This is a genomic window from Neopararhizobium haloflavum (assembly GCF_002750855.1).
Lineage (GTDB): Bacteria > Pseudomonadota > Alphaproteobacteria > Rhizobiales > Rhizobiaceae > Georhizobium > Georhizobium haloflavum.
On sequence record NZ_NWUC01000010.1, the window covers coordinates 35945 to 48565 of the forward strand.

10 protein-coding genes are annotated in these 12621 nt (G+C 62.9%); 4 read left to right on the plus strand and 6 right to left on the minus strand.

Annotation, left to right across the window (positions count from 1 at the left end; all coding sequences use genetic code 11):
- The first annotated feature begins 38 nt into the window (after positions 1–38).
- On the plus strand, positions 39–491 hold the full coding sequence (locus CN673_RS18340; protein ID WP_157928945.1) for a BLUF domain-containing protein: 453 nt from the start codon (positions 39–41) through the stop codon (positions 489–491).
- Positions 492–509: 18 nt separating this feature from the next.
- Here CN673_RS18340 and CN673_RS18345 read toward each other — a convergent pair whose 3' ends face one another.
- Both CN673_RS18345 and CN673_RS18350 read right to left on the minus strand, forming a co-directional pair.
- On the minus strand, positions 510–2555 hold the full coding sequence (locus CN673_RS18345) for an oxidoreductase (RefSeq protein WP_370853073.1): 2046 nt from the start codon (positions 2553–2555) through the stop codon (positions 510–512).
- Positions 2556–2586: 31 nt separating this feature from the next.
- Positions 2587–4143 (minus strand): trimethylamine methyltransferase family protein, encoded by a 1557-nt coding sequence (locus CN673_RS18350; protein WP_099867863.1) that lies wholly within the window; start codon positions 4141–4143, stop codon positions 2587–2589.
- 91 nt (positions 4144–4234) lie between these two features.
- Between CN673_RS18350 and CN673_RS18355 the strand changes: the two genes are divergently transcribed.
- Both CN673_RS18355 and CN673_RS20955 read left to right on the plus strand, forming a co-directional pair.
- Entirely contained in the window at positions 4235–5146 is a 912-nt protein-coding gene (locus CN673_RS18355) for a LysR substrate-binding domain-containing protein (RefSeq protein ID WP_099867864.1), read from the plus strand.
- A gap of 187 nt (positions 5147–5333) precedes the next feature.
- Positions 5334–5486, plus strand: a complete 153-nt coding sequence (locus CN673_RS20955; protein WP_157928946.1) for a hypothetical protein — start codon at positions 5334–5336, stop codon at positions 5484–5486.
- Positions 5487–5622: 136 nt separating this feature from the next.
- Here CN673_RS20955 and CN673_RS18360 read toward each other — a convergent pair whose 3' ends face one another.
- The 3 genes from CN673_RS18360 to mscL form a co-directional block, all read right to left on the minus strand.
- Positions 5623–6225, minus strand: coding sequence for an outer membrane protein (locus CN673_RS18360; protein ID WP_099867865.1), 603 nt, complete (start codon positions 6223–6225; stop codon positions 5623–5625).
- Positions 6226–6399: 174 nt separating this feature from the next.
- Entirely contained in the window at positions 6400–7566 is a 1167-nt protein-coding gene (locus tag CN673_RS18365) for a pyridoxal phosphate-dependent aminotransferase (protein WP_099867866.1), read from the minus strand.
- Between the two features lie 112 nt (positions 7567–7678).
- Positions 7679–8092 (minus strand): large conductance mechanosensitive channel protein MscL, encoded by a 414-nt coding sequence (gene mscL / locus CN673_RS18370; protein ID WP_099867867.1) that lies wholly within the window; start codon positions 8090–8092, stop codon positions 7679–7681.
- A gap of 207 nt (positions 8093–8299) precedes the next feature.
- Between mscL and CN673_RS18375 the strand changes: the two genes are divergently transcribed.
- Positions 8300–11818: a hybrid sensor histidine kinase/response regulator gene (locus CN673_RS18375; RefSeq protein ID WP_099867868.1), complete on the plus strand. Its 3519-nt coding sequence runs from the start codon at positions 8300–8302 to the stop codon at positions 11816–11818.
- 36 nt (positions 11819–11854) lie between these two features.
- Here CN673_RS18375 and CN673_RS18380 read toward each other — a convergent pair whose 3' ends face one another.
- Complete coding sequence (locus CN673_RS18380; protein WP_099867869.1) at positions 11855–12535, minus strand: response regulator; 681 nt, start codon at positions 12533–12535, stop codon at positions 11855–11857.
- Between the last annotated feature and the right edge of the window lie 86 nt (positions 12536–12621).

Here is a 12621-nt window from a genome sequence, read left to right on the forward strand (position 1 = left end):
ATCTGAGGGCACATGCAATCTGGAGAGGGGAAGACCGCGTGGCAGTCGATTATCTTGTATATGTCAGCCAGGCCACCAAGGCTGTGAGCGATGGCGACCTGAAGGACATTCTCGCCAAGAGCCGGGAATACAATGCCGGCGCCGACATTTCCGGCATGCTCGTCTTCGCCTACGGCCGCGACGGTCGCAGGGGCAGCTTCATGCAACTGCTTGAAGGCGATGCTGGCGAGATCGAGACCCTGCGCGAGAAGATCTTCGCCGATCCGCGCCACCATACCAAGATCGTCATCGAAAAGGGCAGCAAGGCCGAACGGGATTTTTCCGATTGGTCGATGGCCTTCAAGAACGCACCGGAAGACAGCCTCGCCGCCTTCCCGGCTTTTGCCGATCTCGGATCGGACCACTTCTTCGAGCGGTGCCAGACCGGCAGGATCAGCGGCTCGCTCGCCTTTCTGAAGGATTTCTGGGACGCCGATCGCTCCGACGCCTGAGATTTGGCAAGACGTCCCCTACCACCGTATGCCGAACCGGGCGGCATCGTAGATCGCTGCATGGATGTTTCTGGAGGCCACCGCATCGCCGATGCGATAGAGCCAGAACGCGCCCTCACCATTGCGCTCCGGAAAGATCGCACCGCCAGACAGCAGCGCCGCATAGTCGATCGCGCCGCCGTTGCGCGAAGCGGGTTTGAGGTCATGGTAGAGTTCGTCGAGCGGCAATGTGCCGTGCTCGACGACAATCTGATCGACGAACCGTTCCTCGTGCCAGCCTTGCGCATAGTCGGAGCCGAGGACGGCAACCAGCCGGTTGCCCTCGCGCCGCGCCGCAACGAGTCGCGTGTTGATGGTGACGCGAACGCCGTGCTCCTGAAACGCCTTCATGTAGGGCACATGATTGGCCCCGCCCATTTCCGGCGCGAAGAAGCGTTCCGGTGAAACAAGTTCGACCTGACCTCCGGCGCGGGCGATGATCTCGGCCGCGCTCATTGCCTGATGGCCGCCATTGTCGTCGAAGACGAGGACGTTGGCGCCGTGGCGCGCGGTTCCACCGAGAATGTCCCATGAGGACACGACAAGATCCGCTCCCTCGTCGAGCGGCGGCGACTGCGGCATGCCGCCTGTCGCGACGACCACCACATCGGGCGACAGGTCGGCCACGTCGTCGGCCGTTGCGAAAGTGTCGTAGCGGATCACAACGCCCAGCCGCTCCAGCTCCGAAAGACGCCAGTCGACGATGCCGATCAACTCGCGGCGCCGCGGGTTCTTGGCGAGAAGGAGGACCTGGCCACCGGCACGCGACGCCGCCTCAAGAACGGTCACGGAGTGGCCACGCTCGCCCGCAATGCGCGCGGCCTCCAGGCCGGCCGGCCCCGCGCCCACGACGACGACGCGCTGCGGCGTGGAACTGGGCTCGATCTGGTGCGGCAGGCTCGCCTCCCGTCCGGTCGCGGCGTTGTGGATGCAGAGCGCCTCGCCGCCCTCGTAAATCCGGTCGAGACAGTAGGTAGCGCCGACGCAAGGTCGGATGCGCGCCTCTTCGCCGCGCGCGACCTTCGCCGCGATGTGGGGATCGGCGATGTGTGCACGCGTCATGCCGACCATGTCGAGCTTGCCTTCCGCCACCGCGTGCCGTGCGGTCGCGACATCGGCGATGCGCGCGGCGTGGAAAACGGGGAACTTCGTCTCGGCCCGCACTTCACCGGCAAAATCGAGATGCGGGGAGGCCCGCATCCCGGCGATCGGGATGACGCCGGTCAGAGCGGCGTCGGTATCGATATGTCCACGGATCAGGTTGATGAAATCGAACTTGCCGGAGGCGGCGACACGCCGGGCGATTTCGACCCCTTCCGCCCGCGTCAGCCCCTTGTCCCAGTCCTCGTCCGCGACCATGCGGATGCCGACGATGAAGTCACTTCCCACACGCGCGCGCACCGCATCGATGACCTGCCATGTGAAGCGCAGGCGGTTGTCCAGCGAGCCACCGTAATCGTCTTCTCGCAGGTTGGTGGCAGGCGACCAGAAGCCGTCCATGAAATGGCCGTAGGCCTCGAATTCTATTCCATCGAGGCCTGCCGCTTTCATCCGTTCGGCCGCATCGGCATAATCGGCGACGATCCGCTCGATATCCCAATCTTCCGCCGCCTTGGGAAAGGCGCGATGGGCCGCCTCGCGCACGGGCGACGGAGCCAGAACCGGCAACCAGTCGGCCTTGTTGAATCCCGTTCTCCGGCCAAGATGCGTGATCTGGATCATCACCGCGGCGCCGTGTTCGTGGCAATCGTCGGCCAGCCGCCTGAGCCAGGGCACGATCGCATCGTCATAGGCATGCAGATTGCCGAACGCAGGCGGACTGTCGGGCGACACGATCGCCGAGCCGGCCGTCATGGTCAGTGCGATACCGCCGCGCGCCTTTTCGACATGATAGAGCCGGTAGCGGTCCTTCGGCAGGCCATCCTCCGAATAAGCCGGCTCATGCGCGGTCGACATGATCCGGTTCCTGAGCGTCAGATGCTTGAGCTGATAGGGTTGCAGAAGGGGATCGGAAGTCATTGCCATGAATGGTCCATCGAAGTGGCCGCAGACGCCATCAATACCACGCGTCGGCCACTTCGGCTTTGCGTCGCGCGACAAAATCGGACAAGGCCGCGTCGATCGCGGTCTCCAGCGGCGGAGCTTCGTATTCCGCCAGCGCCTGCTTCCAACGGGCATTGGCACGGGTCGCAGCGTCGCTGGCACCAGCGGCCTCCCATTTCTCGAACGCTTCATTGTCGGCCATGGCGCTGTCGAAGAAAGCGGTGCGATAATTGCGCATCGTATGGTCGCAGCCGAAGAAATGGGCGCCGGGTCCCACTTCGCGGAAGGCATCCATGGCAAGCGCATTGTCGTCGATCACCACGCCGGCGAGGTAGGTGTGGAGCGCCCCGCACAGGTCCGTGTCCATCATGAATTTCTCGTAGGACATGGACAAAAGCCCATCGAGGAAGCCGGCCGAATGCAGAATGAAGTTGGCGCCGCAATGCACCGCGGCGAGCATGGACATCGTTCCTTCCGCCATCGCCTGGGCGTCGGGCAGCTTCGATGTCGTGAAGTTTCCTGAACAACGCAGCGGAAGGCCGAGACGGCGCGCAAGCTGACCGACGACCATCGACCCGACGGCCGGCTCCGGCGTACCGAAGGTAGGCGATCCGCTTCTCAGGGACATCGATGACAGGAAATTTCCAAAAATCACCGGAGCACCCGGCCGCTCCAGCTGGGTGAGCGCGCAGCCGGCCATGGTTTCGGCCAGCGACTGCGCAATGGCACCCGCATTCGTCACCGGCCCCATGGCACCGCCCAGAATGAATGGCACGATCACCGCGGCCTGGTTGGCGCGCGCATAAGCACGCAGCGACCGTGTCATCGTCCCGTCCCATACGAGCGGGGAATTCACGTTGACGTTGCCGAGGATCACGCAATTGGCATCGACGAAGTCCGAGCCGAAGAGGATGCGGCACATCTCGATGGAATCCTCGGCGCGCTCCTCAGCCGTCACCGACCCCATGAAAGGTCGATCGGAGTAGCGGATATGGCTTTGCACCATGTCGAGATGTCGCTTGTTGACCGGCAGGTCGACCGGTTCGCAGATGGTACCGCCGGAATGATGCAGCCAGGGCGACGACTGGGCGAGCTTGATGAAGTTCTGAAAGTCTTCCAGCGTTCCGTAACGCCGTCCCCGATCAAGATCCATGACGAATGGCGACCCGTAGGCGGGCGAAAAGACCACGCTGTCACCGCCAATTTCCACCGACCGCGCCGGATTGCGGGCGTGCTGAACGAAGCGGCGCGGTGCGGTCTTGAGAATTTCGGCCAGCATGCCTGGCTCGAACCGGACGCGCACGCCGTCGAGGTTGGCGCCGGCCCGGCGCCAGAGTTCAAGAGCCTCGGGATCGTCGCGAAACTCGATGCCGATCTCCGCCAGAATACGCTCAGCCGTATGCTCGATGCGCAGCAGGCCTTCTTCCGAAAGGATGTCATAGGCAGGAATGGCGCGGCGAATGAATGGCTGGGCCGGAGGCTGCGCCGAAGCGGCGCGCTCGCGTCGTCCCTGTCGTCCCGCGCGCCGGGAAGAACCCTCGTCCTGTCGGCCTGCCGCTGCACCTTCCATCGTGACCTCCCGTGTCGACCACAGTGAGGCTAACTGTGCGCAACACCGTTGTGACGCTGGAAAAAAGTCATGTCTTGTATAATTTCCATTTATGCAAAGCCTGCGTCATCTCCTGCCGTCAGCCGGCGCGCTCGTGGTGTTCGAGGCCGCGGGACGCCTGTCGAGCTTCACCGATGCAGGCCGAGAGCTCGGCATGAGCCAGGCGGCCGTGTCCTATGCGATCCGCCGCCTCGAGGCCCAGCTCGGCACCATGCTCTTTCACCGGAGCCATCGCCGGGTGCGTCTGACCGACGCCGGCGAACGGTTCTTCGCCGATGTGACGCTCGGCCTGTCCCACATTCGCAAGTCCGCCGAGGCCCTTCGGGCGCAAGGATCGGGATCTCACGTCACGCTGGCCGCTTCCACGGCCTTCGCCTCGTTCTGGATGATGCCCCGGCTGCAGAAGCTGCGCGATGAACTGCCTGGGATCGATCTGCGGATTCAGACCTCGGACCGGGATATCGATATCGTGGCCGAAGGAATCCCGCTCGCCGTGCGTGGCGGAACGCCGTCCGATTGGCCGGGTTTTGATTGCGCCGCGTTGGCGCGCGAAGAAATCTATGCCGTGGCCGCGCCTCGCTATCTTGCCAATTTTGGACGTCCCCAAACCACCGCGGCCCTTGCCGGCCATCGGTTGATTCACCTTGAGGAGCCGTTTCGCCCAGCGGCGGATTGGCGGGACTGGTTCCGCAGCGCGGGAGTGCGGGATCTGCCAACCAACCGCGGGCTGGTCATGAACGACTATGCGCTGGTCATCCAGGCGACGATGGAAGGCCAGGGAATAGCCCTCGGATGGCACCACCTTGTCGAACGTCTTGTCGCCGCGGGCCTTTTGGAAAGGATCAGCGATCACGCATTGTTGACCGGCCGATGGTTCCATGTGGTGTGGCCGTCGGCGCGAAACCTCGGCGAATCCGAGCGGCGTGTGCGTGACTGGCTCGCCGCCACCCGCACTCAGCCATGACATTACACTCAAAAGTACCCATGAAATGACTGAAATTCAACCTGAGCTTGCCAAAGCGTCTCATTCCGAAACACACGTTACAGATTGGCAATCAAAATGATGGCAATAACCTGATCGAGTTATCGCTTCGAATAAAGATTCCCCGCAGAATTCGTATGTTACGAGGAATAGGCTGTTGGAGGCATGTATGGATTTGACCGTCGTGGAAGCGTTGCGGATCGCGCTGGCCAAGAGCAAGGCAAACACGATGCAGCGCTACCTCATTGAGATGGCACTCATGGAGGCCATAGCGCCGGACCGGCAGGAACTCGTACCCGAGCATCGCACGCACCTGCAGTAGTGTGCGATCGATCGACAGCAAAGGGCAAACCGACGGCACGATGAGAAGGCCTGACGTGCGCCCCTGATGCAAAACAAAAAATGGCGGCTCCGCAGAGCGCGGAGCCGCCATTTCTTTCGGCATACGCCGGACTGGATCAGAACTTGAACGAGGCCTTGGCGCGCACCGTGTGGACGTCGACGTCGACATCGGTGTCATCGAAGCTGTTGAAGTTGTGATAGAGATATTCGGCACCGACGATGATGTTGTCGGTTGCCGCGACATCGACGCCGCCGCCAACGAGGAAGCCGAAGTCGTCGACGTCTTCACCAGCGAGATCACCATGGGCATATGCGCCGCCGGCGGTCACGTAGGGGAGAACGCGTCCGAGATCGACGCCGGCCTTGGCCTTGGCGCGCGCGATACCGTCGATCTGGCCGACATCGCCGAGAACGTCGTCTTCGACTTCGAGGTCGGCAAAGTCGTAGTCGACTTCACCGCCGACGACGAAACCGCCGAGGTCGTAGTTGTAACCGGCATGCACACCGCCGACGATGCCTTCGCCGTCAACGCCCGGAAGGTCGGGGTCGACGAAGCCGTAGCCAACCTGGCCACCGATGTAGGGGCCGGTCCAGTTGGACTCGGGCTCGACCATCGGAGCGGCCGGCGGCGTGGGCTCATTGTAGACGATGGCATCGGCAGCGAACGCGCTGGTGGCAACGCCGGATGCGAGGATGGTGGTGATAAGAAGCTTCTTCATGATCTGGTCTCCATGGACACACTAACAAAAGGCACTGCCCCCGCAGCAAACTGATCAAGAAATGTATACGAGTTCTTTACGTTCCAAGGGTCGATCGACGAGAACCCACCCCTGTTGCAGTTGCGCAACATCCGGAGATGCAACCAAGCCGGCACAAACCTACCAGACTGGGCTTCAAAGCCCGTTGATAAACGTCACGAGCCGGTCCGCAGCCTGTTCGACCTGATCGAGGCGACGGTGGAAGCAGGCGCGGAGGAACTTTTCGCCGCCCCGCCCAAACGCGGTGCCCGGCGCCAGTCCCACCCCTGCCCCGTCCACGAGATCCAGGGCAGCTTGCCGGGTATCGGCCATCCCCTCGATCGCGAAGAAGGCATAGAATGCGCCCTGAGGCTTTGCGAGGCGCACCCGTTCGGTTGCGATCAGCGCGTCGCAAAGCAGATCACGCGCGCGACTGGCCCGATCGATCTGGCTCGCCAGGAACGCTTCGCCTTCGTCCAGCGCCAGCACCGCACCCTGCTGCATGAAGTGGGCGACACCCGAGGTCGAGTACTGGATCAGATTTTCCAGCACCTGCCCCAGCTCGCGCGGAGCATGGATCCAGCCGATGCGCCAACCGGTCATCGACCAGTTCTTTGAAAAGGAGTTGACGAAAAGGATCCGGTCTTCGGCTGCCGCTACATCGAAGAAGGACGGCGCGCGGGCGCCTTCATAAAAGAACCGCGCATAGATCTCGTCGGCGATGATCCAGAGCCCGTGCCGCCGGGCGAGCGACAGGATGTCGGCAAGCTGATCCGCACCCGCCGTGAAGCCGGTCGGATTGGCGGGCGTGTTGACGAAGATGGCGCGCGTGCGTGCAGTGATCGCATCTTCGACGCGCGACAGGTCGAGAGACCATCCCTCCTCGCCGTGATCGAGCACCACGGGAACAGGCTCGGACCCCGAAATCTCCAGCGCCGCCTTGAAGTTTGGCCACGCCGGGGAGAAATAGACGATCTCGCTACCCGGCCCCGCCACCGCTTCGATCGCAATCCTGATCGATTGCATGCCGGACCCCGTGACGAAGAAATTCTCCGGCTGAAAGGTGCGACCGAAGTGACGCGCGTGATAATCGGCCAGCGCCCGGCGCAGCTCGGGAATGCCCCGCTGCCATGTATAGAAGGTTTCGCCCTTCGCCAGTGACTCAACGACGCCCCGCGCGATGAACTCCGGTGTCGCCAGATCGCCCTCGCCGACCCAGAGCGGAATGAGGTCGGGACGCCCCCGGCCATGATTGACGACTTCGACGATGCCGCTTTCCGGTGCCTGCCGGGCGAGCGGGTTGAGGTGGTCGATGAGTGACAACGGGCAATCTCCGCCGATGGAATTTTGGTCCGTCGGCGATAGCCCAAATCGTTGCCGCGATCACGTCATATCCGATGATGGACCGATCGCGCCGCGTGATGAAACATCGTGCTCAGCGTTTCAATAGGTCGCGGATTTCGGTCAGGAGCAGGATGTCCGGCGGCGGTGCCTTTGCCTCGGCCGGATCCGGCTGTTTGCGCCGAAGCCGGTTCACGGCCTTGACCATCAGGAAGATGATGAAGGCAAGGATGAGGAAGTTGATCAGCACGGTGATGAAGTTGCCGTAAGCGAGCACGGCGCCCTGCTCGCGCGCCGCCGCCAGCGAGTTTGCGCTGACGTCACCGGAAAGCGGCAGGAAGTAGTTCGAAAAGTCGACCCCCGATCCGAGGATAGCCCCGACGATCGGCATCACGATGTCGTCGACGGCGGACGACACGATGAGACCGAAGGCGCCGCCGATGATGACCCCCACCGCGAGGTCCATCACATTGCCACGCGCGATGAATTCCTTGAACTCGTTCAACATGAGCTTGTCTCCCCGAATGGAACAGCCGTGCCGCAACCTGGGCGGAAAGGATTGGCAGCCCGCCCTTTACAGGCGAGAATTTAGCATAAGCAGCGGGAATGATAAGATAAAACAATAGCCGATGCGGGCGGGGCGATTTGCCGTCGCAGCGTTTGCCGCTATGGTCGATGCGGGGAGGCGGATCGGCCTCGTGGCGCGGGAGGCTTAATGGTCGCCGGTTGGGTCATATTCTGCTCGGCCTTGCTCTACATCATGCTGCTGTTCGCCATAGCAAGCTATGGCGACAGGATCGGGATGCGGCCCAAGCGGCGGCTTGCGGGCCGGCCGGTGATCTACTCGCTGAGCCTGGCGATCTACTGCACCTCATGGACCTATTTCGGCTCGGTCGGGCTTGCCGCCGACAAGGGCTGGGAGTTTCTGGGCATCTATATCGGGCCGATCCTGATGTTCACGCTCGGCTTCCCGATTGTGCGCCGCATCGTGCGCCTCGCCAAGGCCGAGAAGCTGACCTCCATCGCGGATTTTATCGCCGCGCGCTACGGCAAGAACCCACTGGTTGCCGGTATCGTCGCGACGATCGCCGTTATCAGCGCGATCCCCTACATCGCGCTTCAGTTGAAGGCGGTTTCCAGCACCGTTACCGCGATGGTCGATGCCAACGATCTGGAACAGATCCAGAGCTCCTTTTTCCTGACGGAGATTTCGCTCACGGTGGCATTCCTGCTTGCAGCGTTTGCCGTGATCTTCGGGACGCGCCACACCGACGCGACGGAACACCAGGACGGGCTCATCCTCGCCATTGCGATGGAATCGGTGGTCAAGCTGGTCGCCTTCACCATGGTCGGGTTCTTCGTCGTCTTCTGGCTCTATGACGGACCGGCCGAACTCTTCCAGCTGGCGCGTTCGCATGAACTGGCCATGACGGCGATGGCGCACGAGACTTCGCTTGGCCGCTGGGTCCTGCTGACCGTCCTTTCTGCCTTCGCAATCCTGCTTCTGCCGCGCCAGTTTCACGTCACGGTCGTCGAGAACCGCACGCAGGGCGAACTGAAGATGGCCGCGTTCCTCTTCCCCGCCTATCTGATCGCCATCAATCTCTTCGCGCTGCCGGTAGGGCTCGCTGGATTGATGGCCTTTGACGGCGCCGGCGACGCCGACCTCTACGTTCTGTCGCTGCCCCTTGCCTACGATGTGCCCGAACTGACGCTGATCACCTTCATCGGCGGCTTTTCCGCAGCCACGGCCATGGTCATCGTTGCCTCGGTCGCCATCGCCATCATGATCTCCAACGACATCGTGATGCCTATCCTTTTGCGCCAGCAGTTCTTTCGGCGTGCCGTGGCGCGCGGCGATTTCACACGCACGATCCTGCGCATCCGCCGCACCGCGATCTTCGTCACCGTATTCCTCGGCTATGCCTATTACCGCGCCGCCGACGTGAGTGGTGGCCTGTCGTCCATAGGGTTGCTGTCCTTCGCGGCCATCGCCCAGCTCGCGCCCGCACTCTTCGGCGGGCTCATATGGCGCGGCGGCAATGCAAGAGGCGCGGTCGCCGGTCTCGTCGGCGGGATTCTCGTCTGGGTTTATCTGCTCCTCGTGCCCAGCCTGGGGGGACCCGACAATTCCTATATTGCCGCCAACATCCTCGCATTCATGGTGCCGGGAACGGCCGCCTTTTCGCCGCCCAACTCCGACCCGCTCTTCAATGCGACGATCCTCAGCCTGTCGATCAATATTCTGCTCTACGTTCTGGGATCGCTGTCGCGCGAACTCACCCCGCTGGAGCGGCTGCAGGCCAACACCTTCATCCCGCAGCGCTCACTGGCCAACCCGGCATCGGGACGCTGGTCGACCAAGGTGACCGTCAAGGACCTGAAACAGACGATCGCCCGCTACCTCGGCGAACGGCGCACCGAGCGCTCCTTCCACACCTACGAGACGACGACAGGGCGGTGGCTCGAGCCGGCCTCGGCCGTCGACATGGGCCTCGTGCGCTTTTCCGAGCAACTGCTTGGCAGCGCCATCGGCTCGGCCTCCTCGCGTCTCGTCCTCTCGCTTCTCTTTCAAAAGCACGACGACTCATCCGCCGCCACTGCGCGCCTCCTCGACGAGGCCTCCGAGGCCTTGCAGTACAACCGCGACCTCCTGCAGACGGCGCTCGGCCAGATGGATCAGGGCATTTCCGTCTTCGATGCGACCAACCGGCTGACGGTCTGGAATACGCGTTTTCGCGACCTCCTCGGCCTACCGGAGGCGGTCGGCCAGGTCGGCTTCCCGCTGACCGAGATCATCGCGATACTGAAGGAGCGAGGCGATCTGGACGCAGCGGGGGGCAAACGCCTGCTGGCCGACTTCATGGTGATGGACCACGCCTTCGAGCTGCAGTTGCCCAGCCTTGAGCGGATCATCGAAATCCGCTCCAACCCGATGCCGGACAAGGGGGTGGTCACGACCTATGCCGACATCACCCAGCGCGTCGCGGCGGACAAGGCACTGAAGCAGATCAACGAGACGCTAGAACAACGTGTGGTCGAGCGTACGTCGGAGTTGACGCGGGTCAATCAGGAACTGGCCGACGCCAGGGCCGGGGCCGAAGAAGCCAATATCGGCAAGACCCGCTTTCTGGCGGCGGCCGGTCACGACATTCTGCAACCGCTGAACGCGGCGCGTCTCTATTCATCGTCCCTGGTCGAACGCATCGGTGATTCGGAAAATCGGGAGATCGTGGCCAACATCGATTCCTCGCTGGAATCGGTCGAGACGATCCTGGGCGCGGTTCTCGACATCTCGCGCCTCGATACCGGGGCGATGAAACCGCAAGTCTCCTCGTTCCTCCTCAACGACCTGCTGCGGCGGGTGGAGACGGATTTCGCGCCGATCGCGCGCGCGAAAAACCTTTCCTTCAAGGTCATGCCGACATCGGTCTATGTTCGCTCCGACCCGAACCTGATGCGTCGTCTCGTCCAGAACCTCGTATCCAATGCGATCAAGTACACGATCGATGGCGGCGTCCTCATCGGCGCGCGTCGACGTGGCCCGTATGTCGAGATTCAGGTCGTCGATACCGGCATCGGCATTCCGACATCGAAGTTCCGCACGGTGTTCCGCGAGTTTGCGCGTCTGGACGAGGGGATGAAGACGGCGAGCGGCCTGGGGCTTGGCCTGTCGATCGTCGATCGCATCGCACGCGTTCTCGACCATCCGGTCAGCCTGCGATCCATGGCTGGCCGGGGTACCGACTTCCGCGTGCGCGTGCCGATCGAGACCCATCTCAAGCGGCCGGTCGCAAGCCCCGTCCGGCGCGCGCCGCCCCTGCCCGCCACACCGCTGACGGGGCTGAAGGTCCTGATCATCGACAATGAACCGACGATCATCGAAGGCATGAAGGTTCTTCTCGGCGGGTGGGGCTGCCAGGTGGAAAGCTTGACGGCGCTCGCCGATATCGGCGTGCCGACGATGGCTGGCCAGGGCACGCCGACCATGCCCGATGTGGTCGTTGCCGATTATCACCTTGACGACGGCGACGGCATCGACGCGGTTCGCCGCTTGCGGGCCCTCTGGAATACCGATCTTCCCGCGCTGCTGATCACAGCCGACCGTTCCGCGGAAGTGCGCGGGGCCGCCGAAGCCGAGCGCATTGCCGTGCAGAACAAGCCGGTGCGTCCGGCAGCCCTGCGCGCATTTCTCAATCAGGTCGTTGCGGCGCGGCGCACCGCTGCCGAATAGGCTGAGGCGACGCCCATACGTCCATCCACGGCCGCGTTACGAGGCCGCAGGCGTTTCGCTCTGCATGCTCGGCAGGGCACCGACGCCGATCTTGGAAAGCTGGATCACAGCCTGGGTGCGGCTGTCGACATCGAGCTTTTGAAGGACCGCCGAGACGTGGGCCTTGATCGTGGCTTCGGACACGCCGAGTTCATAGGCGATCTGCTTGTTGAGCAGACCTTCCGCCAGCATGCCGAGCACGCGGGACTGCTGCGGTGTAAGGGTCTGCAGCCGGCGAATGAGATCGGTGACGTCCGTTTCCGGCTCATCGTCGATATTGATGGCCGGAGGCGTCCACAAGCCGCCGTCGAGCACACGCCGGGCAGCCTCCCGAATGTCATCAATGCTGGCAGATTTCGGAATGAAGCCGGATGCGCCGAGGTCGAGCGATCGGCGGATCGTGGCGGGATCGTCCGATGCCGACACGACGACGACGGGAAGACTGACGAACTCCGCCCGGAAGGCGATGAGCCCTGACAAGCCGCTGACACCCGGCATGGTGAGGTCCAAAAGGACCAGGTCCGCCTCGCGATTGTCGAGCGCGGCCTGCCGGGCCGTGTTGAAATCGCCGGCCTCGACGATCCGTGTATCTTCGCCGAGACCAACGAGGGCCTGGCGCAGCGCGCCACGAAAGAGCGGGTGGTCGTCTGCGATGATGATCGTCAGGTCAGTTGTCACCCGTGCCCTCCCTCACAGCACCAGGATCGATCTCCGGTCACCCCTGGATGCTGCGTCGTTTGCACGAATGCTAACGGTCTGAACCC